The organism is Lysinibacillus sp. 10T31, assembly GCF_056394365.1.
Genome location: NZ_JBFTHS010000003.1, coordinates 21684 through 46498, shown reverse-complemented (window position 1 = coordinate 46498; position 24815 = coordinate 21684). Strand labels below are relative to the sequence as shown.

The window sequence follows — 24815 nt, the reverse complement described above, 5'->3', positions numbered from 1 at the left end:
CATCGGACATTTTTTCTTTTTACACTTTAGCAGAGCCACTAACAAACTCCGTATCTTTATAATACATATTTTGCACAAGAACGTTAGGACCTAAGCATTTTACTGCTGGACAGTGACAGTTAAGTGATTTCGCTAAATCTGTTGCCATCCATTTATCAAAAATCGCAGGTAACTCGTCGTTCGCAATATTGCCAAGCGCAGGTGTGTCGCCAAAGTCCGTTACAATGACATCACCTGTAAAGATATTGACATTTAGGCGAGAGCGACCATCTGGATCATTACGCATCGTAACGTTTTTTTCTTCTCTTAGTCGTTTTAAGAGCTTTTGATCTTCTTCATTCATGCTACATGGATAAAAAGGTAGCGTACCAAATAGCATCCAAGTGTTTTCATCACGAACATCAAGGAGATGATGAATCGCCTCGCGAGTTTCTTCAAGTGATAAAGACGTAAGGGCACTTGCGAAATCTGAAGGGTACATCGGATGCACCTCGTGGCGTGCACATTTCATTTCATTGATGATTTGGTTGTGGATATGCTCTAAATACGGTAGAGTTTTCTTGTTTAACATTGTTTCCGCCGATACCATTACGCCATGTTCTGCTAGCATTTTTGAGTTATCAATCATGCGTTGGAACAAAGCTGCACGTTGTTCATAAGTAGGTTTTCGCTCCATCATGGCAAAGCCTGTTTCAACGAATTCATCGATAGTACCCCAGTTATGTGAAATATGTAGTACATCTAAATACGGTGCAATCAGTAAATAACGTTCGGGTTCCAACGTTAGGTTGGAGTTTATTTGTGTTCGCACGCCACGTTCATGCGCATATTTCAATAAAGGCAATACATAGTTTTGAACGGATTTCTTAGACATCATCGGTTCTCCACCAGTAATCGAGATTGTTTTAAGGTGTGGAATTTCATCAAGACGCTTTATAATTAGCTCAATAGGTAATGCATCTGGATCTTTAGTTTGTAATGTATATCCAACGGCGCAGTGTGCACAGCGCATATTACAAAGAGTTGTTGTAGTAAATTCAATATTTGATAGGGTCATATGCCCATGTTGTTCAACATCTAAATACGCTTCCCATGGATCAAAGACAGGCGTAATTTTTTGTAGGGTTGTCATAATTGGTACATCTTCCTTTCTAGCACTCTATTGTCTCATATTCGCTGTTATTTTCAAATATGAAATTATCGAAAGGGCTATTTTTAGGCAAGATGATCATTTTTGTTACTCAATGAAGGAAATATTTTTAATAACTTACCTTCATATAAGATTTCCAAAATTCTGTAAAAGAGAGTGATAGGTATATTTACTGTTATTTTTCTCAAAAGACGTTATGATAGAATGGGGAAAATGGTAATACAGCACCAAAGAAAGTAGGAAATGACATGACTAAGTATGAAACATTATTGTTTGACGTGGATGACACATTATTAGATTTTGACTTAGCAGAAAATGCAGCACTTGACCGTTTATTTAAGCAGGAAAATATTGCAACAACTCCAACGATGATCGCGCGTTATAAAGAGATTAATGAATCCATGTGGCGTGCTTTTGAACGTGGTGAGGTGTCTAAAGATACACTACATAACACTAGATTTTCGATTGCTTTAAAGGAATTCGACTTAGATGTTGATGGGGAGTACTTTGAAGCGATTTTTCAAAAATATTTGAAAGAGGCGCATCATTATGTAGATGGTGCTTTCGAAGTAATCGAACAGCTTGCAGATAACTATGAGTTATATGTCGTTTCAAATGGTAAAACAATTACTCAAAATAAACGACTAAAGGATGCAAATTTAGCACAATTTTTCAAAGGCATTTTTATTTCGGAGCAAACAGGCTATCAAAAACCAATGCCAGCTTTTTTCGATTATGTTTTTGAACGTATTGATACTATCAATAAGGATAAAACCTTGATTATTGGTGATTCTTTAACATCTGATGTTAAAGGCGGACTACAAGCGGGAATTGATACATGCTGGTTTAATATACGTAATATTGAAAATACAAGCGATATTCAACCACATTTTGAAATTAAAAAACTTCATGATTTACATTTATTGTTAGATAACAAAGTAACAATTTGATAAGTATATGTTTGAACTGCACTTCAACTGTTCGTAAGCCCGAACAACTGAAGTGTAGTTTTTTTGATAAACTTCTGAAACGACAAAGCGAATGCCAGAGAAAGCTACACATAGTGCTCATGTATAAAAATCTATAGAACGGGCAAAACCTTTTATGAGACTAGTTTCCATGAAAGGGGAAAATGCGATGAATACTTTTTTAACTGTAAAAAAACGCGACAAAGGGCGTCAATCATCATTAACTCAACTTAGACAGAACGGTGCTATTCCGGGCGTTGTATATGGCTATCAAATGGAATCGACAGCGGTATCACTGGATGCCAGACAATTTGCAAAAATGTTAGCTCAATTCGGCAATAAAAATGTCTTTCAATTAGATGTTGACGGTAAACGGATCAACGCAGTATTAACAGAAGTACAACGCTGTGCGTTAAAGGGCAATGTTAAGCATGTTGATTTTAAGTCCATTAATATGGCAGAGGAACTAGAGGTTGATATTCCAGTAACGGTTAGCGGTAAAGCCATTGGAGTTGCAGATGGTGGATTCCTATTACAGCCTAATCGTGAAGTTCGCATAAAAGTAAATCCAACAGAAATCCCTGAAACAATAGAGGTTGATGTGACTGATGTAGCGATCGGGACATCGCTTTATGTCGGAGATATTCGTCAAAAATTTTCCTTTGAAATTTTACAAGAGGACGATTTTACATTAGTGACGATTACACCACCTGCTGCTGAAAATGTGCAAGAAGAAGATACAGTGGATGGAACCCCAGAAGTAATCGAGGCTACAGGTAAAAATCCATCTGATTCAGAAAAATAGAAACAAAAAAGGAGCCAACTTACACTCGGTAAGTGGCTCCTTGCAGTTTATTCTATAAGCTTCTGTATGGATTGGCGATAACGGCAATACGTAAAAAGGTACATAATGCCAGTTGCTAAAAATAGCCATGGTGGGATAATGCGCATGATGGCAAATGGTGTTTCGAATAAAAAAGAAAATAGAAAAGCAAAACCCCTTGCATCCCATAAACCTGGCGTAAAATAAGCATCTTTTATATTGAAAAAGTAAAAGTTATCATTGGAGTAAATAAACATTAACCATATAAAAGAGAATATTGCCCAATTGCTGGCATGCTTCATCAATCGTTTATATTTAGCAATTTGCGAATCATTATCAGAAAATAATTCATCGTTGCCATCTTTTCTTTTTAACCAATAATAAGTGCCATCATACGATTTTTCTTTAAAAGATTGCCACCCAAAATCTTCATACAATTGTTTATAATTAGCTCGCTCTTCTTTCTGAAGATCTTGCTGAAAATCAATTCGGATAACTTGTTCAACATCAGCCGTATTTTTAAATGTATAAAAACCGGCGGAAATTATCTTTGTACAAACCCATCCTTTGGACAACATATGATTTAACCATTGCTCTTCCTTTTCGATATCAAAAAAGATTTTAAACTTGATCATGTCCATCAACTCCCTCATATAAAGATAAAATCCGCTGCAATCTTTGTTGCTCGGCCGCTAGAATTTCTAGTCCCTCTGCTGTTGTTTGATAAACCTTGCGCCTTGTATCCTGTGTCTCTACAGGCGAAATCCAATGATATTTCAACAAATTTTCAATTGCTCCATACATAGTACCAGCAGCAATCCTTACATTACCAGCGCTCATTTCCTCGATTTTTTGCATCATTGCATAGCCATGTAAAGGTTCACGTAAGGCGAGTAGAATATAATGCATTGTTTCAGATAAAGGTAATAATTTATGTTTTTTCACAAGTTCACCCCGTATACAGTTTAACTATATAGTTTGATTATATATAGTTGAACTGTATATTACAACTGAATAAAAAAAGACAATGCACTATTTGCATTGTCTTTTAAGCCTATATTACAGCACTTTTCACGCCAGTCCATTTCATAAATAATTTTTGGTTGAATGTTAATGCAAATTGTATAATTGGCCCAAGACCAAAAGCCATTAGAGCTGTTCCAACTCCAATTGGCCCGCCAAGGAAAAACCCGAGTATAGCAACAGATACTTCCAAAGTTGTTCGTGCACGAGTGACACTCCAGCCCAGCTTATTTACCAATAGAAGCATCAAAGTATCTCGAGGACCAATGCCTAAATTTGCCACCATATACATTCCGCAGCCCCAGCCAAGTAATATTAAGCCAGATACATAAGCTAATAGCTGCATCCAAAAACCATCTATATCTGGGATCCAAAAGTTAAATATATCAATAAAAATACCTGCTAAAAACATATCTATAAATGTGCCTGGCAGTGGAAATCTCTTCGTGAAAACCATATCAAATGCTAAAATGGCTAGTCCGACGAGAATTGACCAAGTACCAATGGTTAATCCTAATGTTTTAGCTAGCCCAATATGTAACACATCCCACGAACCAACACCAAAAACCTGACCTTTAATTGTTAACGTTATACCTAAGGATAAAACTAAAATACCTGTTAAAAAGAACAGACACCGTGTGAAAAAAGCTTGCTTCATCATTATAACCTCATTCTAAAAATTCGTGTTGTCTAACAAAATATTATAGCAATAAATTTATAAATAAGCCGAAGATTGTCAATTCACACTTTTCGAAAAATAAGGTTAGGCTCGCTAAAAAAGGACAAAATAAAAGGAAATCAGAAAGGATGAGATGACATGACCTCTATACGAGATGAAATATTAGAAGTTTTAAATCGGGAAAAAATAGGAACGATGGCAACAGTTGCGAATGGCAAACCTTTCTCACGCTATATGACATTCCAACATGAAGATTTTATTTTGTACACAGTAACGAATAAACACTCTGAAAAAATGGATGAGCTTCGCAAAAACCCGTATACACATATATTATTTGGATACGAAAATAGAGGCTTTGGTGATACGTATGTTGAAATTGAAGGAAAGCTAACAGAAATTCTAGAGGATGGAATAAAAAATAAGTTAGCTGAATTTTTTACAAGCATTTTTGTTGGTAATCATGATGAAATGGTCACACTAAAAATCGAACCAATTCGTATGCGCTTGATGAATAAAAAAGGGGAACCACCTAAAGAACTCGAATTTACAAACGACCATTAAGATGTGGTCGTTTTTTTTAGATAATTGCTAAATGATAACCATTACTTGAAATTAGACGAGTGTTCATGCATGATAATTCAAAAAGAAAAAAAGGAGTGCAAAGAATGACAGACAAACTACAACAGCTTGCACAAAATATTTTAATATCGCAAGGGAAAATTGAGGCGGATTTTATTTTACGTAACGCACAAATTGCAGATGTTTTTACTTTGACGTGGAAAAAAGCAGATATCGTCGTTAACAATGGACAAATTGTGGCTCTTGATACTATGAATAGATTTAAAGCTAAAAAAGAAGAAGATGCCGCAGGGAAATATGTTGTACCTGGTCTGATTGATGGACATATACATATTGAGTCGTCGATGCTAACACCTGCAGAATTTAGCCGTATACTGATTCCACATGGCATTACAACAGTCATTACAGATCCACATGAAATTGCAAATGTTGCAGGTGTGGAGGGCATTCAGTTTATGCTAGACGATGCTAAAAAAGCAGAAATGGATATCTTTGTTATGCTACCATCTAGCGTTCCAGGTACCCATTTTGAAAATGCAGGAGCAACGCTGACAGCTGCAGATTTAGAGCCGTTTTTAAAGCATGAAGATGTACGAGGATTGGCGGAGGTCATGGATTTTCCTGCTGTTTTAAATGGGGAAGTAGGTATGCTTGAAAAGATAATCCTTTCACAACAGGCTAATTTAGTTATAGATGGGCATTGTGCGGGCTTAAATAGTCATCAAATTACAGGTTATCGCGCAGCTGGTATTCATACAGATCATGAATGTGTAACCGCACAGGAGGCTATGGATCGTGTAGAGCAAGGGATGTATGTACTAATTCGTGAAGGCTCAGCAGCAAAAAATTTACGTGATTTATTACCTGCTGTCAATGCAACAAATGCTCGTCGTTTTGGCTTTTGTACCGATGATAAATACGTTGACGAGTTAATGGATGAAGGCAGCATTAACTTCGATGTGGCAATGGCTATTGAGGAAGGGATGGAGCCGTTGCAGGCCATTCAGCTTGCAACTGTTAATACAGCTGAGTGTTATCGCTTATATGATCGAGGTGTTTTAGCACCAGGCTATAAGGCGGATTTTGTATTAATTGAAAGCATCGACAGTATGCGTGCAAAGGCAGTTTGGAAAAATGGTGAAAAAGTTGCTGAAAACGGTGTAATGTTAACGAATCGTATAGAGCCTAATGTACCTGCACATATTCATCACTCTGTACATTTACCAACTGTAACGAAGGCCCAGCTCAGCATTCCATTCCATAAAGGTACGAAGGCGAATGTTATGGAAATTATACCAAATCAGCTTATTACGAACCATTTAGTAATAGATGTACCTGTGAAAGATGGTGTGTTTGTACCTTCAGTTGAACAGGATTTACTAAAGTTAGCAGTGATTGAGCGTCATCACAATTTACATACGACAGGCCTTGGCATTGTGAAGGGCTTTGGTTTACGAAAAGGGGCAGTGGCCACTACTGTAGCTCATGATTCGCATAATGCATTAGTAGTAGGTACGAATGATGAAGATATGTTACTAGCTCTGTCACGTATTCAAGAAATTCAAGGTGGTTTTGTCATAGTAGCAGATGGAGAGATTTTAGCGGAAATGCCATTAACAATTGGAGGGTTAATGACGGAGGCACCTGCTGATGAGGCTAAGAAGCAATTAGCAAGTCTACATAACGCCTTACAAGCACTAAACCCAACACTAGATTTCCATTTTTTATTGACGTTTTCATTTGTCGCATTACCTGTTATCCCTGCGTTAAAGTTGACAGATACAGGGCTATTTGATGTTACAACATTTCAACATATTCCGGTAGAAGTGGAAGAAAAACTATCATGATAACGAAGTGAAGGTGTCTTATTTGATAAAGTGTACCGGTTTCGACAAAGCGAGGGGGTGATTTCCGTTCCGTCCGACTGAGCGCTTTAGCAAAGTTGCAACGTAGTCAGCAATAACAGATGTAAAATTGCAGACACAGTTATTAGTTGTTTTGATTTATGGCGAGTAGGCTGGAACGGAAACTTCTTCATTTAAAGTGCCACAATTATCACCATGATTTCCTCTATCATTTTGTTTTCAATATAATGAAACGACCTAAAAGCATAGCCGCTTTTAGGTCGTTTTTTTAAATGGGATAGATACGTGCTTTTAACTGTTTATTTAATATGGATGCCTGCATCAGTGCTTGTTCATCATGAGCAATCTCACCAGGTTTGTTTCCTTCTCCGATAATATAAGATGAGAACGGCATCTTTAAGAAATCAAAGATATATTGGAATTGCTGAATCATTGGTAGACCTTTTATATAGGGTTCATCGCCACCAACAGCAAGAACAATAGCCTCGGTAGTTTGTAGTTTTTCCTTAAGCTGTGGAAAACGCTCATCTCGAATAGCTTGACTTAGTCGATCTATCATGTTCTTCATTATTCCTGACATACTATACCAATAAATAGGTGTTGCAAAAACAACGATATCACTTGTTAAAAACGCATGGATAATTTGATCATAATCATCATCTACTAACTGAAAGCCATTGTCATCATGACGTAAATCGTTGATGGGTTCGATCGCTATTTTTTTTAGATCTATTTTTTGATGTCTAATGCCCTCTAACACATAATCAGCTAGTTGTTCACTATTACTATCAGCTCTAGAACTTCCAATAAATGTGGTAATGTTCATGAGAATCCTCCTCTGTCTTTCAAGTTATAACTAGTGTAAACTTATTTTTATTATCGATAAAGATGAATGTTTCGATGAAATGTATCGAAAAAACCGATTTAGGGGTGAAAAAGATGGATATGAAACAGCTAAAAACGTTTTTAACAGCGTCGGAAACGTTAAGTTTTACGCAGACAGCACAGCTATTAGATTATGCTCAGTCCAGTATTACAGCACAGATTAAATCACTTGAAGATGAGCTAGGTGCTGTTCTTTTTGAGCGGCTGGGAAAACGCATTACCCTTACGGAGGAGGGCAAGCGATTACAACAGTATGCTCAAAAAATGCTTGATTTAAATGTAGATATGAAAAAAGCTGTGTTAAACGAACAAGGACAAGCTGTGTTAAAAATAGGTGCTCAGGAAAGTCAATGTGTCTACCGTCTGCCGAGTATTTTACAACAATTTCAGAAAGTCCATTCACAGGTGAAAATAATTTTTAAGCCCGTACATACTACGGAAATAGCCAAAGGTTTATTACAATCAGGCGATCTCGATGTAGCTTTTATTACAGATGCATACAAGGAAACACCAATGTTACATCGTGAGCGACTTCTTCAAGAGCAATTAGTATTTGTCAGTGCATCTACTGATAGCAACGCGGATAGAGAGGTATTTTCTTTACAGCAACTTTCAAATGAAACGATGCTTCTGACAGAAAGTGGTTGCTCCTACCGTAATCAATTGGAAGTCCATCTTCAGCAGGAAGGTGCATTTCCGATACAAATGATTGAATTTGCAAGTATTGAAGCTATTAAGCAATGCGTGATGGCAGGCTTAGGTATTACATTCTTACCTAAAATGGTGGTGGAGAAGGAGTTAGAAAACAATAATTTAAAAGAACTGACTACATCAATGAATTTAGCAGATATTTTTACGGATATCGCATGGCATAAGGATAAGCACATATCTCCATATCTCGCTGATTTTATAGAGATCGCCAAGAAGATGTATATGAATTTTTAAGAGCATAATTATTGTACCCAGACATCTATAATTAAAACTGTATAGAATCCATTTTGATTAATCTAAGACTATGCAATGTCTTATCAAAAAAGCACACGAAAAATAACGGGTTCTGTTTTCGAGTACAAAACTTAAAAAAACACTATAAAAAGGGTATCAAATCGAAATGATTTGGATGTCCTTTTATTATTGATATAAAGCGGCTTTTTAACAATTTTCATTCGAATTGGTATATCAAATCGCATTAATAAGGTTACATTATAGAAAGTTCTATAACGATGCGAATACATAATCTTTTTTCGCTCGAATTAGTTAACGTGATAATTTAAATGGCAAAGAACTATATTCAACTAACGAGGCAGGTTAGTTAAAGAAGACATACTTAAACAAATCATGTAAGTAGTTTGATAATACTAAAATAATTAAACAAGTATTCTGAACTCGTTGAATGAGCAATACTTTAGTTTTTGGTCAAATATATAACTTTCAAGTAAACTTAATAAATACTAATAGGTGGCTAAACGTTTTTGTTGTAATTCTTTATTTTGAAAATGAACGATTTTTCCCAGTTAGTCGTATTACATATAAATCATTATTGTATGGAGTAGATTTCATGGATGAAAAGGATTTAATTCGAAAGGCAAAAAAAGGAGATACATTGGCTCTTTCGAAACTGCTACAACAGAATTATTCGTTCCTCGTAAAGTATTTAATGAAAGTTACCCTTCATCCACAAATCGCAGAAGATTTAACGCAAGAGACGATGATGAAGTGTATTGAAAAAATCCAACTATATAATGGTGAATCCAAGTTTTCCTCATGGCTCATCACAATCGCAACGAACCTTTTTATCGATCAACAGCGTAGAAAGAAGCGGGAGAAAAACTGGCTAGAGCAGGAACAAGCACTCCGAAAAATGAAATGGAATGTAGCCAATATGAACGAAGAATGGACTGATGTACTTGATGTACTTGCTCAAATTAATGAAGAAATACGTATGCCAATCGTGCTAAAGCATTATTACGGATATTCATATGAGGAAATCGGAAAAATGATGGGTATTGCAGAAGGAACAGTAAAATCTCGAGTTTCAAATGGTCTAAAAAGTGTACGAAAGGAGTTGGCTGAACTTGAAGAAGTATGATTCTAAAAATAGTAATTTTATGTTGGACGATGAAGATGAATTAACGGTTAAGCAATTAATAGATGGTTTAGAAAAACTGGATCAATGGAATCCAGTATCTACTCCAAACTTACAATGGTTTCAACAGAATGTTGAATTAGAGAAAAAAAGAATACGAAAAAAACAATGGAAAGACCTCCTCACGTTTATGTCTGTTGCAGTATTTGTGCTTTCGGTTGGAATTGCTGTCGTTTATCGTCAGCCAATTCTTTTTCTTTATTTTCAGCTTGTGGGGATTATCTTACTGCCCTTAGCTCTTAACAAAACTAGAAAGAAGGTCAGTAATGAATGATCTCAAACGAACTAAGTAGCACACCGTTTTGGTTATGCGTCGTGATTGCATTCATTCTGATTTGCCAGAGCTCATGGATGTTTTGGGATGCACGGAAGAGGGGATATAATGCTTGGCTATGGGGCATTTTAGGCCTTATTCAATTTCCAACGTATCTTATTATCTATCTTATTTTTGCAAGAAAAATATTTAAAAGAAAGGTCTCAGGTTCAAATTCCTGAGATTTTTTTATTTATTTTTTCGTGAGTGAACGATTAGACGAACGTAATCGTATTAAGGGTAAATAAACAATTTGGGGGAGAAAAATGAATGAACTGTTAAATGGAATCCCATGGGGAGCGTTGCGCCAATTCTTGTCTTACAATTAGGGAATTATATCCATAATATTGAGACAGAAGAAAACAATAATTAATACAACAAAAGAAACAAAGATACATAATTCAATAACCTCTTCCCCCACAGAAAAGGAGTAATCATATTGAGTAAAATTAAAAAGAAAAAAGGTAAAAAGATAATGTATGTTTTTGCATGGATCTTACACTGAGAAAAATGGGGAAACATTTGATGGACAAATGACTATTTTTCAATTTGATAATTCCGGAAAACAATTGATTTCCAAATAACTTATTTAAATAGACGGTAGAATAATTTGTATGGTTGTTTATAATTCAGATGAAAGATGATAATTGATTTCGGAGTCTAACATAATAAATAGAACATAGGAGATGATGAATGTGCTAGTAGTAACAACAGAACACATTGAAGGGTATAAAGTTGTCGAAGTAAAAGGTTCTGTATTTGGTCTGATTGTAAGAAGTAGGGGGCTAGGCGGGGATATTATGGCGGGCTTAAAGGGATTAGTAGGAGGGGAAATCAAGCAATATACTGCCATGCTTGAAGATTCTAGAAAAGAAGCTATAGACCGTATGATTATGAATGCCAACGAAATGGGAGCGAATGCTATTATCATGATGCGATATGATTCTGGTGAAATGGGTAAAAACATGAGTGAAATTGTTGCATACGGAACGGCAGTTGTTGTGGAAAAGCTATAATGACGACATTTTTGGGGATAGGTATATATTTGATATTTCAAATTAGTATTGCTCTCGTTTGTATCTTACTTGGTTACTTTATATATGACAAACGATATAAACGCAATCATGGAAAGGAAGTTCCTAAAGGTTTTGAGGTAACGAATGAGGTGAATCTTGACCCTGTTACGGGTGAAAAAAAAAGAGTATATTATAATGCAGAAACAGGTGAACGATTTTATAGAAAAGAAAAGTAGTTTCACGAAATATCAAACCAAGTTGTACAAAAAAGGTACTGCGAATTGCAGTACCTTTTAATATGCTAATTAATTGTCTTTTTAACCTGCGATTTTGCTTTTTGTACTTCAAAACAGAACCCGTTACACGAAAAACGCTTTGTTATGTAGACAGTACTCTTGCATATTTAGTAAGGGAAAAATCATAGTGTTGGAAAGGTGAGGAAGTAAGGTCAAAATAATTTAAAAAAGTGCGAATGATTCTTTTTAATTCATTTCGCACTTTTTAGTTCTTTTCACCGTGGAAGGATATTGTGGTGAATATAAAAGTACCTCAAGGATGTTCCTTAATAAGTTTGGAGATTCTTAGTCGGACCTATGGAGAACTTATTGTTTCTTTAAAGTCCCAGAAAAATTAGTTCCTTCATCATGCACTGTCCGACAATCTACTTCGGTAATTTTAAGCGCATTATTAAGGCGTTCAAATTCTAATACACATCGATTGCCGTTTGAGGATTTGTTCATCACGGCCTTAGTGCTAGAAGTGATCGTTGCTGTCCCATCGACACTCCCAGTAGCTGTTCCATCATTGGCAGTTATGAATATATTAAAGCTTTTGCTTGTTGCGTTTGTAATATAGGCATCACGGCGATTAAAATCAGTTGAGCCTGTACCCCATTTATAGTAATACGAATAGGTACCATCCCAAGCACTTTTAGAAGGTGCTGTTAGCTGCATAGTTTTATCAAGCTGATTTTGGCCATTTTTCGCCCTTGTATTTAAAGAAGCGTTACTCTTATTTTCATGAAGTGCTTGTGCATCTTCTGAAATTTCGTAAAAATTTCTTTTATCCATACGATGGAGCATTGTCACGACTTGCGCTCGTGTCATATTGTTAGTTACACCAAAAAACTTCTGTAAATTACGGTTTTCATACTGGGGATTTTGACCAGTGGAAATATAATAATCGAGTAAAAACTGTATAGATTGATCTAATCCACTTTTACCATTAGCTAAATGGGTAATTGCCTGTGCCACAACACCGCGCTTCACACTAGCTGCTCGAATAGTGTTATCGAAATATCCGTTTAATGGAACACCATAGCTTGCAAGTCGATTGTAAAATTCATCAGACCAGATTGCAGCAGGAGTCTGTTTTTTTAGCTCGTCATATGGTGATTCAAGCTCGTAAAAGTTAGCCAGTAGTTTTGCGAATTGCTGCTCTGTAATTGTAGCATTGGGCTTAAATGTACCATCTGCATAGCCATTAACGATATCATATTCCTCCGCCCACATGATGGCTTCATACGCATAGTGATCTTCGGGCACATCTTTAAAACCTGCAGCTTGTACAGTGTATCCACTTACCACAACAAGTAGGGGAAGCAATAAAGCGCACACTAATTTTTTCATTAGTCTTAGTCATCCTTTCTAGCTAGTTATATTAATAGTTTGCAGGATATGGATAAAAACTGCAAATTTTTCTAGTTTAACTTCTTTCAGCAAATGTTTTTTTCTGAAAGAAGTTAAAGCCTCTGGACACAATTATACCGAGGCTTAATTCGATTTTACTATAAAGAGGCTGGAGAAAACTGTTCTTATAAGAAAGAAGGAATAAACAGAGATGTTGATTAGTTTAAATAAATACCTCCAAAAATGGATGCCTATTTTAACACCGCTTAGCTTAGTTGTTGGTGTGTTGTTTGAGAACGTAGGGCAGCAGCTATTATTTTTAGTGCCGTGGCTATTTGCTTTTATGACATTTGCAGGTAGTTTAAGTATGAATTTTGAAGGAATAAAAAGTCTTAAAAAATATCCAAAAGTTATTTTAATTGTTATCGCATTTTTACATCTACTCATGCCAATTTGGGCTTATTTTGTATCGACCGTCATCTTTCACGATCAACTACTAACAATTGGTTTTGTTTTAGCAGTCGCTGTGCCAACAGGAGTAACGAGCTTTATTTGGGTTAGTATTTGTAGGGGGAATCTTGCATTATGTCTTGCAATTATTTTAATCGATACACTCATTTCGCCCGTTGTCATTCCTGCATTACTTCATATTGTTGTAGGGCAAACAATCGAAATTGATACTGTTGGTCTCATTGTAGATTTACTTTGGATGATTGTTGCGCCGTCTCTAATAGGTGTAGCGTTAAATGAGTTTACTAAAGGTAAAATTGAGCTGACACTAGGTAAGAAATTAGCTCCTTTTTCAAAACTTAGCTTATTTAGTATTGTAATGATTAATAGTAGTGCAATTGCCCCGTACATTAAAAATATTAACGGGGAACTTGTTAGTGTTATTTTGATCGTATTTCTACTTGCTGTATCAGGGTATGCTTTTTGTTTAGTATTAGGGCATATACTTTGGAAGGATATAAGTATTGTTAAGATGTTCGTTTTTACAGGAGGGATGCGTAATATTGCTGTAGGGGTAGTAATAGCGACTACATACTTTCCTGCAAAAACGGTTATGCCTGTAGTGTTTGGTATGCTATTTCAGCAAGTTTTAGCCTCGTTCTTTAGCCGAGTAATGGAAAAGTATCAGTTGAAATATGTGGAAGGTTAAATATTTGTCGAATAAAAAAAGTCGTGAATCTTTGGGAGGATGCGAATATATTTGTAAGACTTACTATGCTTTTACCACTGATCGTAATTAGAACGCCAAATCATGATGTGACAATTAATGCGTATCAATTGTGGAGAGCTGTACAAAAAGAAGGAGAGGCACTATATTTTGATGCAATATCATCAAGTGAAAAAAGAACAAGGGGGAGGTTACCGATATGCTACCTTCGGAATACGATGAAGATAAGGAAATCCATGTTATTTATATGTAGGATGGGGGGGAGTAATTGCATATAATAAATTATACAAGAATATAAATTTGAGCGTAAACACCAGCACTTTTTGTACTAGAAATGCTGGTGTTTTGCATTAGTTGAAAGTATTTTGAGTGTTAATTTCTCTCGTGAAATCACACTTTATCTAAGAAGAATTCGTAAAAGAGTTGAAGTTTTTTAGTTTTAAGCTTATAGTTTCCTTAAGGAAACAAAATGTCATTTTAGAAAGAATGGTGTATAAATGAAAGAGTTAGATGACTTGAAGTTGACGATTCTTCCATTAATTATTTTGCTGATTCTTATACTTTTTTGGAAACTGACCGAGTCTGTTGGTGCGGGAATGATGGTAGTTATTTTCTGGATAGTCTGGCGCCGCCTTATCAGAAAATCAATATAAACTAAAGTAATGTTGATATTAACTAGATTTTAACAATAGTATTTGAGCGGGCATAACAAACACCAGCTTCCCGATAAGATATTGCGAGAACGGTTGTTATGGCCCGCGTAAAGTATCAACAAAAACCATGTCTTAAATATAAAGTGAAAGTGAGGTTTTTAGCATGAAACGTTTTATTGGTGTATTTGTTTTATCATTTTTACTCTTGTTATTCGGTTGTGCTGCTGAAACAGACGGTGAAAAGGAAGGAGTAGTTGTCGCAACAACTGGACAAATTGCGGATGCTATTAAAGAAATTAGTGGCGATCATTTAAAGGTAACAGCCTTAATGGGGCCAGGAGTAGATCCCCATTTATACAAAGCTACACAAAGTGATCTGTCGAAATTGGACAAAGCTGAGGTTATTTTTTATAACGGCTTACATTTAGAGGGACAAATGCTTGATATTTTTGAACAGATGTCCAAAAGCAAAACAGTGCTCGCCGTTGGAGAAAAGTTAGATAAAAAAGATCTACTTGCCAGTGATAATGAAGCTATGTTACATGATCCGCATATTTGGTCTGATATTGAGCTTTGGAAAGGAGTTGTTCAAGTGATCGGAGATAAGCTTCAGGAAGAATACCCGCAATTCAAAGAGGATTTTGCAGCAAATGAAGAAGTTTACTTGAAAAAGCTAGATGAATTACAAACGTATGCGAAGGACAGAGTAAACGAAATCCCAGAAAAGCAGCGTATTTTAGTCACTGCTCACGATGCATTCAATTATTTTGGTAGAAGCCAAGGATTTGAAGTGCGTGGCTTACAGGGGCTAAGTACAGATTCCGAATATGGAGTAAAAGACGTACAGGAAATGGTAGACTTTTTAGCGGCAAACAAAATAAAAGCTATTTTTATAGAATCAAGCGTTTCTGATAAAGCAATGCAGGCTGTTATTGAAGGGGTGAAAGAAAAAGGTCATGACATAGTGATTGGTGGGGAACTATTCTCGGATGCTATGGGTGCACAGGGAACAAAAGAAGGTACATATATTGGTATGTATCAACATAACATCGACACAATCGTCGATGCATTGAGGTAGGTGAGAAATATGAATGCACTAACAGTTGAAAATTTATCAGTTGCATATGATAAGAAAATAGTATTAGAAAACGCATGTGTAACGGTTCCTACGGGTCATCTCTCAGCAATTATAGGTCCAAATGGGGCTGGAAAATCTACATTTTTAAAGGCCATCTTAAATCAATTACCGAATAAAGTAGGACAAGTTGAAATTCTTGGAAAAGCCTTTGAACCAAAAAGCTTAGTAGTTGGGTATGTTCCTCAGCGCAATGCAGTAGATTGGGATTTTCCTTCAAATGCCCTTGACGTTGTTTTGATGGGGCGCTATGGTCATACGGGATTATTTAAAAGACCGTCTAGAAAGGATAAAGCTTTAGCGGAACAAGCTCTTGCAAGTGTGGGCATGCAAGACTTTGCAGAACGTTCTATCGGCCAATTATCCGGAGGGCAGCAACAACGGGTTTTCTTAGCAAGAGCCCTAGCCCAAAATGCGGATATTTATTTCTTAGATGAACCTTTTGCAGGGGTAGATGCTGCGACAGAAAAGACGATAATCGATATTTTAAAAGACTTGAAAACTAGAGGAAAAAGTATTTTTGTCGTCCATCATGATTTACAAACAGTAAAAGAATATTTTGATTATACAATTCTTTTAAATAAAACAATTTTAGCATCAGGCCCAACAGAGGAAGTTTTTACACCAGAACAGTTACAAAAAACATATGGAGGTAAACTATTCATCATGCAAAACGTGTAAGGAGGGTCAATATGTTAAGTGGTAACTTACTGTGGGTATTAATCGGTACGATGTTACTTGGGATCGCGGCTGGCATAACTGGCACCTTCTCCTTTTTACAAAAGCAAAGTTTAGTAGGTGACGCAGCGGCACATGCTGCATTGCCAGGGATCGCCATTGCTTATCTATTAACAGGACAAAAGGAATTACCTATATTAATGCTTGGGGCAGGGATCACATCGGCTCTGTCTGTTTATTGCATACAATGGATTGTCTCTTTTTCGAAAATGAAAGCAGATGCAGCGATAGGACTGGTCTTGACTGTATTTTTCGGAATGGGTGTCGTATTTTTAACAGTTGTCAACCGTAGTCCATTAGGCAATCAAAGCGGTCTCAACAATTTTATTTTTGGGAAAGCAGCGACGATGACAAGAGCTGATTTAATGTGGTTGTTTATAAGTGCGATGATTATCATTTTGGTAAGTCTGCTTCTTTATAAAGAATGGAAGCTCCTAATCTTTGATCCTGTTTATGCTAAAGGAATTGGTTTACCAATTGAAGCTTTGAAAGTCACACTAACAATTTTAATTGTTATGACCATTGTAACAGGCATTCAGGCAGTGGGTGTTATTTTAATGTCGGCTTTACTAATCATCCCAGCCGCAAGTGCTAAATTGTGGACAAGTAAATTGAGTTCAATGCTCGTGCTTAGTGCAGTAATCGGAGGTATTTCCGGTATTATTGGAACTTTTATTAGTTCAATTCGAACAGGATTATCGACAGGTCCAATTATTGTATTAGTGGCAGCTGCAATATTCTTTATTTCCTATCTTATTAGTCCGAATGGTCAAATTAATAAATATCGTAGGAAAATGCGGTTTCGAAAGCAAGGTGAGTTAGGATGATTGAGTTTTGGGTTGTTTTTACAGGCATTTTAGTAGGGGTTACATGCGGAATTGCTGGGGTTTTTCTAATTTTACGTAGAATGTCGATGATTGCAGATGCGATTAGTCATACAGTATTGTTTGGTATCGTCATGGCTTATATTATTACTCAAACATTAAATGGCTTTTGGATGTTAATTGGTGCGGCATGCGCGGGAATTCTAACGGCCTACCTTGTGCAATTACTAAATTCCTCTGGCATTCAGGAGGACGCTGCGATTGGCGTTGTCTTCACGTCCTTGTTTGCTGCAGGTGTTCTACTCATCACATTATTTGCTGGTAATGTACATTTAGATGTTGAGCATGTATTGATGGGTGAAATTGCATTTGTACCTTGGGATAGATGGACATTACTATCAATCACAATGCCAAAGGCCGTATGGATGCTATTGTTTGTACTGATAGTTAACATTGGGTTCCTTCTTTTATTCTTTAAGGAAATGAAGTTAACAACCTTTGACCCAGTTTATGCTGCTTCCATCGGATTACCAGTAATTTTTCTACATTATGGCTTTATGACAACCATTTCCTTTACAACCGTTGCTGCATTTGATAGTGTCGGCGCGATTTTAGTTGTCGCTATGTTAATAGGACCAGCTGCCACCTCCTATTTAATAAGCAAAACGATTAAACAAATGTTTATGTATAGTATGCTATTTGGGGCTTCAGCATCGGTAATAGGCTATTATTTAGCGAAGCTTTGGGATACGTCCATTGCAGGGATGATGGCAACAACCGTGGGTTTAATATTTATTATTGTATTAGTAGGTCAAAAAATCGCCGAGCGCCGAAGGAAATCGCTCGTTAGTAAATTAGAAGCTATGTAAAGATAAAACATTGTTTGATCATGTATCGAATGATGTCAGCTTGTCGACAAAAGAATAAATATAAATTAGTGTGTATCAGTAAATAGTTGATTTTTACTCCGAGTGACGCTTTCCGCGGGCTTGGCTTCAATCTCCACATCAACAGTAAGAGTCGACAAGCTGAAACCAAAATAATATGATGGCTATGCTTTACATTATATTAAACTAGGCTTACTACATAAATTTCTGGTGGAAAATGTGACAGTATCGACGCTCCTCACAAAATGCTAAATGGTAGGTTTGCTGAATAAAATTATCATAAAAGTTTTATACAAAAAAAGTAACGTTTATCTACAGTCTGACATCGTTTGATAATAGAATCAAACGATGTTTTTTGTCATTTGCCTGTTGATTATTTCAAACTTTTGCCGGATTTTTACTTTCTACAAAAATAGTATACTGTTTAAAGCAATTCGAAAAGGCATGAAAACATAATGATAGGTCTAAAAGGAATACATATTTATAAAGTAAGGAATATTTTTTAACATTCATAAAAATACAATTATTGTAAAACTTCTATGTACTAATATTTATAATTTTGTTACTATTTATTAATTAATAAATGAAACAACGAGGAGATACAGCATGTGGCGTAATCGAAATGTATGGATAATTTTATTAGGTGAATTTGTTGTAGGTCTTGGCTTGTGGGCTGGGATTATAGGGAATCTAGCTTTTATGCAAGAGGTCGTTCCGTCCGACTTTCACAAATCATTAATTATTTCTAGCGGTATATTGGCTGGTTTAGTAGTAGGTCCGCTGGCAGGGCGTATTATTGACAGGTCAATGAAGAAAACAGTTATACAGTGGGCGAGTGTAGGGCGAATAATAAGTGTTTTATTTATGTTTATGGCACTTTATACAAATTCGGTTATTTGGATGATTCTTTTTTTAATTACGTTGCAAATAGCAGCTGCCTTTTATATGCCTGCTCTACAATCTATTATTCCAATGATTGTTAAGGATAAGGATTTAATCACATTAAATGCTTGGCAAATGAATGCTCGAACGATTTCAAGGATTATTGGCACTGCTGCAGCGGGATTCATGCTAAGTTTCTTTGAGCTAAAATGGTTGTACATCATTTCATTTATTGTCTATATAATGATGTTTGTTATTACGAACTTCCTACAATTAGATGAAACGGCAAATCAATCGTCAGCAACTAAAGAAAAGGGCGACTTTAAAGAAGTGTTACCGATGGTGAAGGAGCACCCAGTTGTATTAATGACACTTGTCTTAATGTTAATTCCAACATTATTTTTAGGTTCCTTTAATTTAGTTATTATGAAAATTTCTGAGATGCATCATTCAACGACCATATCAGGATTATTATATACAGTTGAAGGCATAGGTTTTATGTTAGGTGCAGCTAGTTTGAAATTGATTACAGAACGGCTGAACACTAAAACACTACTTTTTATATTAGCATTTATCATCGGTTCGATGGAGCTAATGCTAATATTCTCGGATATTAAATTTTTAGCATTAGTGGCTTTTGGAGTTTTTGGTTTTTCAGTAGGCTGTTTTTTCCCGACGACAATGGTGATTTTTCAAAAGCAAGTGCCAAAAGATTTTCATGGGCGATTTTTCTCATTCCGTAATATGATTGATTCTGTCATCTTTCAGGTCGTCTTATTGTCAACAGGCATGATGCTGGATTTAGTCGGTTTAAGTGGATTGGGGCTTGTTTTTGGTATTATTAGTTTAAGTTTAACCATCACTTTTTTACTATATTCAAAGAAAAAGAATGTTGTTATGCATGCTCATTAAGTATAAATAAAAAAAGAACTGTCAAATCTGTAAACGGTTTTTGACAGTTCTTATTTCTTAATTAAGTCTACATTTTTATTGGTTTTCCGAACGGGAAACCTAATTCTTCAGGTGAGGGATGTCGGGAGTGCCACTATAACTAGAAGGTTTGTGGTGCTTCAAGCATTCGAAAATTCCACTCTTTTTTATATGTATGTTGCAGTTTATAAAAAAACTGATACATTGTGTATATAACGAATATAGACGAACAAACACAACCGTATCATTAATTAACTATCATTTTGTTTTTTGTCTCTAGTACAGAAGAAAGATTTTTCTTCGTGCAGAGGTAGAGGAAAGTAGAAAGAAGGTGTTGCAAGATGCTTGGAAAAGCACAAGAAACTATGGACACATATATTGATTCACCCGAAAAGCTAAAGAACTTATATAAGCGAGTGCTAATCGTTGTTAGTCTCTCACAAGTTTTTGGTGGGGCAGGGCTAGCAGCAGGTATTACGGTAGGGGCACTTTTAGCTCAGCAAATGCTTGGGACAGATGCCTATGCGGGAGTGCCGTCCGCTTTATTTACTTTAGGGTCGGCAGGTGCAGCTTTAATTGTAGGGAAACTATCACAACGTTATGGGCGTCGTACAGGTTTATCGACAGGCTTTTTTGTCGGTGGACTTGGTGCAATCGGAGTTGTGATTGCGGCTCTTACGAATAGTGTCATTTTATTATTTGCATCTCTATTTATCTATGGTGCAGGGACTGCGTCAAATTTACAGGCACGTTATGCAGGGACAGATTTAGCCAATAATAAACAACGAGCAAAGGCTATCAGCACAACAATGGTGATGACAACGTTCGGGGCTGTCGCAGGTCCAAATTTAGTAGAAATTATGGGGAAAGTTGCTCTTTCAATAGGGGTTCCGGCGCTTGCAGGTCCATTTATCTTATCTGCAACAGCATTTATCTTAGCAGGTCTTGTCCTTTTTATTATGTTACGCCCAGATCCATTAGAAATTGCAAAAATGATAGAAGCGGACAGACGAGAGAATGAATATGGGACTAAGTCGGTATCTCTTAGTGAAAAAGCTATCAATAAAAGAGGTCTTACAGTTGGTGCAACGGTTATGGTACTTACACAAATTGTAATGGTTGCAATAATGACGATGACACCTGTACATATGAAACACCATGGTCATGGTTTATCGGAAGTAGGGATTGTTATAGGATTTCATGTAGGTTCTATGTATCTTCCGTCGCTCGTAACAGGCGTTCTTGTTGATAAAATCGGACGAACAGCCATGAGTATTGCTTCAGGAGTGACGTTGTTATTAGCTGGTTTATTAGCGGCATTTGCACCGAGTGATTCTATGGTTCTATTAATCGTAGCTCTTTCTTTACTTGGATTAGGGTGGAACTTTGGCTTAATTAGTGGTACTGCCCAAATAGTTGATTCAACTGAACCTTCCACTCGAGCAAAAACGCAAGGGAAAATTGATGTTTTAGTTGCCCTAGCAGGGGCTTCTGGTGGTGCTCTCTCAGGCATGGTAGTAGCTAATGCAAGCTATGCAACATTATCTTTAGCTGGAGGTCTATTATCTTTAATCCTTATTCCAGTTGTCATTTGGTCAAGAAAAGCTTGAGATAAATTATATGATACTAAAACTTTTAAGGGTTACTAAAATAGTTTCAAAGTAACCAATACAATCTTTTTTAATGATGCAGTGAAATCAAGAATTTAGAGTGAATTTAATTTAAACTTTATAAAAAAACAACTTAATTTAAGGTTCTTTTGTTGGCATTCGATACTCCGAAATGTAAATCAAAAGAACCTTTTTCTCTTAATAACAACAAATAACTATGTAATTAGTTATTTGTTTTATCATTCTGCTTCTGTTTGACTGTCACTCGACCGTATAGTATCATTTTCATTCTACTTGATGTCGAGAAGGGGGAATTGACTTTGTTAATTGAAAGTGTAATAGACCACACATATCTAGCTTTAAAGAGTATTCATCTATAAAAAAGTCGAAAAAGGCTACTCACCAGATGAAAAATACATAGTTACTGTCGGCCAGAATCCCATATATGCCTTTATCTAATTGTCAGCAATTGCGGCAAAGTATTCACTCCCAAAAAATAAATTGTCCACTTCGGCTGAGTTGTTCTTCCTTGAGCAATCTAAAATAGAAATGTTTGGAATCGGAAACATGCAGTGTAGATTCGTTTTCCATAACTATGTTTACTGATGTTCCAAAAGTATCAATGGCGGAGATCTTTTTTTTAGTATTTTTACATATTTATAGTAAAATCACTCAAATTTATCCTGACAAGTTGTTATAATAGTTTTTTAGAAATTTAAGATTTATTAATCTGATATTCTTTTTTGTGATAAATATTATGTAATGAAGTAGAGGTGAACCATAGGTGAAGCAGGTGTTGGTAATTAAGAATGAACGGTCTTTAGCAAAGAAAATCGTAAGCGGTCTAAAGCAAGAAGGCTATTTCATTTTAACACTTCACAATGAAAACAAAGGTTTAAATATAGTATATGAGCAAGATTGGGATATTATCGTATTGGATTGGGATTCGTTAAGTATATCTGGACCGGAAATTTGCAGACAAATAAGGACTGTTAAAACGACACCAATAATAATTGTGACCGACAATGTGTCCAGCAAGGATTGTATAGCAGGATTACAAGCAGGAGCAGATGATTATATAAGAAAACCATTTGTGAAAGAAGAATTAGTAGCAAGGATAAAAGTTATTTTAAGAAGAGGGGACTCTATCCAGCCAATCGTGACTGATTACTTTCGGTTTAAAGATCTCTTCGTTGATGCATCCAGTAATATTGTGACAAAAGGTGGGGAAAATCTCCCGCTTACTAAGCGCGAGTATGACTTACTTGTATTTTTAATCAAGAATAAAAATACAATATTGAGCCGTGAAATGCTTTTGAATCAGGTTTGGGGATATGACGTAGCAGTCAATCCAAATGTAGTGGATTTATATATTGGGTATTTAAGAAAAAAGCTAAAGTGCGAGAAGAAAGACCGATATATTCAAACAATCCATGGTAGGGGCTATTCAATGATTGAATAGTAAAAATAAGATAATAGGTAAAGTACAATTTGTCACAGTAATCAATCTAACATAATCGAGAAAACACGAGTATAAACAGTTTCATCCTGTTTTGCTCGTTTTTTTGTTCTATTAAATCTGATAATCAAACAGTTTCTGGAAGATATTTTAAAGAGACGGAAACTATAAAAAGAATACTTCACGTATTACTTTTTTGTAGACAATTTATGCTTGAAAGCAACTTTCTTTATAAACTTATATCTTTCACAAGATTTTCACATAATTAAAGACTATACTGATTCACAGAACGACCAAATGAAAATGATTATCAATAGCAATTGGGGTGGTTAGCAATTACTATCCAATTCAATCTATAGACTTCATCGTTTTCAAAATAAATTACATAAGGAGTATATGTATGAAGAAATCTATGTTTTTAAAATTTGTTGGTATTATGGCAGTTTTGACATTGATGTTAGTAGCTTGCTCAAGTAATAAAACTAATCAAGAGTCAAAGTCTAATGAAGATAAAGGAAGCGAAGAGGTTGCTAAGCCTACGACAGTTGAAATCACTGATGCCCATGGAACTGTTACTGTTCCTGTAAACCCAAAGAATGTAGTTGCTTTGGATAATAGAACTTTTGAAACTTTAGCTGATTGGAACATTGACTTAGTAGCTGTTCCAAAGGATGTAATGCCTGCGGATTCACCATATGTAAAGGACGATTCAGTTAAAAATATTGGAAATCACCGCGAACCAAATCTTGAAATTATTGCAGCTGCAAACCCTGAACTTGTAATCGTCGGTCAAAGATTTGCTGGTTATTACGAAGAGATCAAAAAATTAGTGCCAAATGCAGCTGTTATTGATCTTAATGTAGATGTTTCGGAGGAAGCTGCTACGCCTGGGGAAAACTTAGTAAATGGACTTAAAAATTCTACAATTGCTTTAGGAAAAATTTTCGATAAAAATGAAGAAGCTAAACAAGTGGTAGCTGATTTTGACAAAGTTATCGAAGATGCTAAATCTGCTTATAATGGAACAGATAAAGTTATGAGTGTTATCGTTGGTGGTGGGGATATTGGTTTCTCAGCTCCGCATTCTGGACGTGTTTGGGGACCAATGTATGAAATTTTCGGTTGGGCTTCAGCATTAGATGTTGCCGATTCTACTTCAGATCATAAAGGTGATGAAGTTTCTGTTGAAGCTATTGCACAAAGTAATCCTGATTGGCTTTTCGTATTAGATCGTGATGCAGCAATATCTGGTGAAGAGAATTCAGTTCCTGCTCAGGATGTTATTGCTAACGCACCTGCTCTTCAAAAAACAACTGCTGTTTCTAAAAAACATATTGTTTATGCACCAGCAGATACTTACACAAATGAATCAATTCAAACTTATATAGAGTTGTTTGAAAACCTTGCAAATACTTTAGCTAAAGCTAAGTAGTGTAAAGGAGTAT

The 24815-nt window shown here is 35.9% G+C and carries 24 protein-coding genes; 18 read left to right on the top strand and 6 right to left on the bottom strand.

Annotated features, from left to right (window positions below; genetic code table 11):
* Positions 1-19: 19 nt before the first annotated feature.
* Positions 20-1132 carry a radical SAM/CxCxxxxC motif protein YfkAB gene (gene yfkAB, locus AC1DCY_RS02610; RefSeq protein ID WP_477347186.1) on the bottom strand — a complete coding sequence of 371 codons (1113 nt, stop codon included), beginning with the start codon at positions 1130-1132 and terminating at the stop codon, positions 20-22.
* A gap of 266 nt (positions 1133-1398) precedes the next feature.
* On the opposite strand from yfkAB, the gene AC1DCY_RS02605 reads away from it, so the two are divergent.
* Complete coding sequence (locus AC1DCY_RS02605) at positions 1399-2100, top strand: YjjG family noncanonical pyrimidine nucleotidase (RefSeq protein WP_477347184.1); 702 nt, start codon at positions 1399-1401, stop codon at positions 2098-2100.
* A 187-nt stretch (positions 2101-2287) separates the two neighbouring features.
* Positions 2288-2923 carry a 50S ribosomal protein L25/general stress protein Ctc gene (locus AC1DCY_RS02600; protein ID WP_477347182.1) on the top strand — a complete coding sequence of 212 codons (636 nt, stop codon included), beginning with the start codon at positions 2288-2290 and terminating at the stop codon, positions 2921-2923.
* 47 nt (positions 2924-2970) lie between these two features.
* Here the strand turns inward: AC1DCY_RS02600 and AC1DCY_RS02595 are convergent, their stop codons facing one another.
* From AC1DCY_RS02595 to AC1DCY_RS02585, 3 genes are all read right to left on the bottom strand, one after another.
* Positions 2971-3576 carry a DUF2812 domain-containing protein gene (locus tag AC1DCY_RS02595; RefSeq protein WP_477347180.1) on the bottom strand — a complete coding sequence of 202 codons (606 nt, stop codon included), beginning with the start codon at positions 3574-3576 and terminating at the stop codon, positions 2971-2973.
* Positions 3563-3850 (bottom strand): PadR family transcriptional regulator, encoded by a 288-nt coding sequence (locus tag AC1DCY_RS02590; protein ID WP_477347430.1) that lies wholly within the window; start codon positions 3848-3850, stop codon positions 3563-3565. The genes AC1DCY_RS02595 and AC1DCY_RS02590 overlap by 14 nt, the downstream gene beginning before the upstream one ends.
* A 145-nt stretch (positions 3851-3995) precedes the next feature.
* Complete coding sequence (locus AC1DCY_RS02585) at positions 3996-4622, bottom strand: YczE/YyaS/YitT family protein (RefSeq protein WP_477347178.1); 627 nt, start codon at positions 4620-4622, stop codon at positions 3996-3998.
* A 159-nt stretch (positions 4623-4781) separates the two neighbouring features.
* On the opposite strand from AC1DCY_RS02585, the gene AC1DCY_RS02580 reads away from it, so the two are divergent.
* Together AC1DCY_RS02580 and ade are read left to right on the top strand one after the other, a co-directional pair.
* Positions 4782-5204: a pyridoxamine 5'-phosphate oxidase family protein gene (locus AC1DCY_RS02580; RefSeq protein WP_477347176.1), complete on the top strand. Its 423-nt coding sequence runs from the start codon at positions 4782-4784 to the stop codon at positions 5202-5204.
* A gap of 104 nt (positions 5205-5308) precedes the next feature.
* Entirely contained in the window at positions 5309-7069 is a 1761-nt protein-coding gene (gene ade / locus AC1DCY_RS02575) for an adenine deaminase (RefSeq protein ID WP_477347174.1), read from the top strand.
* 286 nt (positions 7070-7355) lie between these two features.
* Here the strand turns inward: ade and AC1DCY_RS02570 are convergent, their stop codons facing one another.
* Positions 7356-7913, bottom strand: coding sequence for a flavodoxin family protein (locus AC1DCY_RS02570; protein ID WP_477347172.1), 558 nt, complete (start codon positions 7911-7913; stop codon positions 7356-7358).
* A gap of 113 nt (positions 7914-8026) precedes the next feature.
* Between AC1DCY_RS02570 and AC1DCY_RS02565 the strand changes: the two genes are divergently transcribed.
* From AC1DCY_RS02565 to AC1DCY_RS02545, 5 genes are all read left to right on the top strand, one after another.
* The gene (locus tag AC1DCY_RS02565; RefSeq protein WP_477347170.1) at positions 8027-8917 is read left to right on the top strand and encodes a LysR family transcriptional regulator; all 891 of its coding nucleotides are present in this window, start codon (positions 8027-8029) and stop codon (positions 8915-8917) included.
* A gap of 613 nt (positions 8918-9530) precedes the next feature.
* Positions 9531-10061, top strand: coding sequence for an RNA polymerase sigma factor SigY (sigY, locus tag AC1DCY_RS02560; protein ID WP_477347169.1), 531 nt, complete (start codon positions 9531-9533; stop codon positions 10059-10061).
* A complete protein-coding gene (locus AC1DCY_RS02555; RefSeq protein WP_477347167.1) occupies positions 10048-10392 on the top strand; it encodes a YxlC family protein in 345 nt (114 codons plus the stop codon). Before sigY ends, AC1DCY_RS02555 begins: the two co-directional genes overlap by 14 nt.
* A gap of 734 nt (positions 10393-11126) precedes the next feature.
* The gene (locus AC1DCY_RS02550) at positions 11127-11447 is read left to right on the top strand and encodes a YbjQ family protein (RefSeq protein WP_402758604.1); all 321 of its coding nucleotides are present in this window, start codon (positions 11127-11129) and stop codon (positions 11445-11447) included.
* Positions 11447-11683 carry a hypothetical protein gene (locus AC1DCY_RS02545; protein ID WP_477347164.1) on the top strand — a complete coding sequence of 79 codons (237 nt, stop codon included), beginning with the start codon at positions 11447-11449 and terminating at the stop codon, positions 11681-11683. Before AC1DCY_RS02550 ends, AC1DCY_RS02545 begins: the two co-directional genes overlap by 1 nt.
* Positions 11684-12049: 366 nt before the next feature.
* Here the strand turns inward: AC1DCY_RS02545 and AC1DCY_RS02540 are convergent, their stop codons facing one another.
* Positions 12050-13075: an S-layer homology domain-containing protein gene (locus AC1DCY_RS02540; protein ID WP_477347162.1), complete on the bottom strand. Its 1026-nt coding sequence runs from the start codon at positions 13073-13075 to the stop codon at positions 12050-12052.
* Between the two features lie 211 nt (positions 13076-13286).
* On the opposite strand from AC1DCY_RS02540, the gene AC1DCY_RS02535 reads away from it, so the two are divergent.
* The 9 genes from AC1DCY_RS02535 to AC1DCY_RS02495 all read left to right on the top strand — a co-directional run bounded on the left by AC1DCY_RS02535 (position 13287) and on the right by AC1DCY_RS02495 (position 24802).
* A complete protein-coding gene (locus AC1DCY_RS02535; protein ID WP_477347161.1) occupies positions 13287-14234 on the top strand; it encodes a bile acid:sodium symporter family protein in 948 nt (315 codons plus the stop codon).
* An 834-nt stretch (positions 14235-15068) separates the two neighbouring features.
* Positions 15069-15983 (top strand): metal ABC transporter solute-binding protein, Zn/Mn family, encoded by a 915-nt coding sequence (locus tag AC1DCY_RS02530; protein ID WP_477347159.1) that lies wholly within the window; start codon positions 15069-15071, stop codon positions 15981-15983.
* A 9-nt stretch (positions 15984-15992) separates the two neighbouring features.
* Positions 15993-16721: a metal ABC transporter ATP-binding protein gene (locus tag AC1DCY_RS02525; protein WP_477347157.1), complete on the top strand. Its 729-nt coding sequence runs from the start codon at positions 15993-15995 to the stop codon at positions 16719-16721.
* 11 nt (positions 16722-16732) lie between these two features.
* Positions 16733-17605, top strand: a complete 873-nt coding sequence (locus AC1DCY_RS02520) for a metal ABC transporter permease (protein WP_477347155.1) — start codon at positions 16733-16735, stop codon at positions 17603-17605.
* A complete protein-coding gene (locus AC1DCY_RS02515) occupies positions 17602-18471 on the top strand; it encodes a metal ABC transporter permease (protein WP_427559470.1) in 870 nt (289 codons plus the stop codon). The genes AC1DCY_RS02520 and AC1DCY_RS02515 overlap by 4 nt, the downstream gene beginning before the upstream one ends.
* 624 nt (positions 18472-19095) lie before the next feature.
* Positions 19096-20283 carry an MFS transporter gene (locus tag AC1DCY_RS02510; protein ID WP_477347152.1) on the top strand — a complete coding sequence of 396 codons (1188 nt, stop codon included), beginning with the start codon at positions 19096-19098 and terminating at the stop codon, positions 20281-20283.
* Positions 20284-20642: 359 nt separating this feature from the next.
* Positions 20643-21911, top strand: coding sequence for an MFS transporter (locus AC1DCY_RS02505; protein WP_477347150.1), 1269 nt, complete (start codon positions 20643-20645; stop codon positions 21909-21911).
* Positions 21912-22695: 784 nt separating this feature from the next.
* A complete protein-coding gene (locus AC1DCY_RS02500; RefSeq protein WP_477347148.1) occupies positions 22696-23373 on the top strand; it encodes a response regulator transcription factor in 678 nt (225 codons plus the stop codon).
* Positions 23374-23770: 397 nt separating this feature from the next.
* Complete coding sequence (locus tag AC1DCY_RS02495) at positions 23771-24802, top strand: siderophore ABC transporter substrate-binding protein (protein WP_477347147.1); 1032 nt, start codon at positions 23771-23773, stop codon at positions 24800-24802.
* Positions 24803-24815 lie beyond the last annotated feature (13 nt).

Coding starts and splice junctions, on each gene's coding strand:
- AC1DCY_RS02520 (WP_477347155.1), top strand. CDS start 16,733: ATGTTAAGTGGTAACTTACTGTGGGTATTAATCGGTACGATGTTACTT.
- AC1DCY_RS02535 (WP_477347161.1), top strand. CDS start 13,287: ATGTTGATTAGTTTAAATAAATACCTCCAAAAATGGATGCCTATTTTA.
- AC1DCY_RS02600 (WP_477347182.1), top strand. CDS start 2,288: ATGAATACTTTTTTAACTGTAAAAAAACGCGACAAAGGGCGTCAATCA.
- AC1DCY_RS02515 (WP_427559470.1), top strand. CDS start 17,602: ATGATTGAGTTTTGGGTTGTTTTTACAGGCATTTTAGTAGGGGTTACA.
- ade (WP_477347174.1), top strand. CDS start 5,309: ATGACAGACAAACTACAACAGCTTGCACAAAATATTTTAATATCGCAA.
- yfkAB (WP_477347186.1), bottom strand. CDS start 1,132: ATGACAACCCTACAAAAAATTACGCCTGTCTTTGATCCATGGGAAGCG.
- AC1DCY_RS02530 (WP_477347159.1), top strand. CDS start 15,069: ATGAAACGTTTTATTGGTGTATTTGTTTTATCATTTTTACTCTTGTTA.
- sigY (WP_477347169.1), top strand. CDS start 9,531: ATGGATGAAAAGGATTTAATTCGAAAGGCAAAAAAAGGAGATACATTG.
- AC1DCY_RS02510 (WP_477347152.1), top strand. CDS start 19,096: ATGTGGCGTAATCGAAATGTATGGATAATTTTATTAGGTGAATTTGTT.
- AC1DCY_RS02525 (WP_477347157.1), top strand. CDS start 15,993: ATGAATGCACTAACAGTTGAAAATTTATCAGTTGCATATGATAAGAAA.
- AC1DCY_RS02585 (WP_477347178.1), bottom strand. CDS start 4,622: ATGAAGCAAGCTTTTTTCACACGGTGTCTGTTCTTTTTAACAGGTATT.
- AC1DCY_RS02595 (WP_477347180.1), bottom strand. CDS start 3,576: ATGATCAAGTTTAAAATCTTTTTTGATATCGAAAAGGAAGAGCAATGG.
- AC1DCY_RS02580 (WP_477347176.1), top strand. CDS start 4,782: ATGACCTCTATACGAGATGAAATATTAGAAGTTTTAAATCGGGAAAAA.
- AC1DCY_RS02495 (WP_477347147.1), top strand. CDS start 23,771: ATGAAGAAATCTATGTTTTTAAAATTTGTTGGTATTATGGCAGTTTTG.
- AC1DCY_RS02545 (WP_477347164.1), top strand. CDS start 11,447: ATGACGACATTTTTGGGGATAGGTATATATTTGATATTTCAAATTAGT.
- AC1DCY_RS02570 (WP_477347172.1), bottom strand. CDS start 7,913: ATGAACATTACCACATTTATTGGAAGTTCTAGAGCTGATAGTAATAGT.
- AC1DCY_RS02540 (WP_477347162.1), bottom strand. CDS start 13,075: ATGAAAAAATTAGTGTGCGCTTTATTGCTTCCCCTACTTGTTGTGGTA.
- AC1DCY_RS02565 (WP_477347170.1), top strand. CDS start 8,027: ATGGATATGAAACAGCTAAAAACGTTTTTAACAGCGTCGGAAACGTTA.
- AC1DCY_RS02505 (WP_477347150.1), top strand. CDS start 20,643: ATGCTTGGAAAAGCACAAGAAACTATGGACACATATATTGATTCACCC.
- AC1DCY_RS02605 (WP_477347184.1), top strand. CDS start 1,399: ATGACTAAGTATGAAACATTATTGTTTGACGTGGATGACACATTATTA.
- AC1DCY_RS02590 (WP_477347430.1), bottom strand. CDS start 3,850: ATGCATTATATTCTACTCGCCTTACGTGAACCTTTACATGGCTATGCA.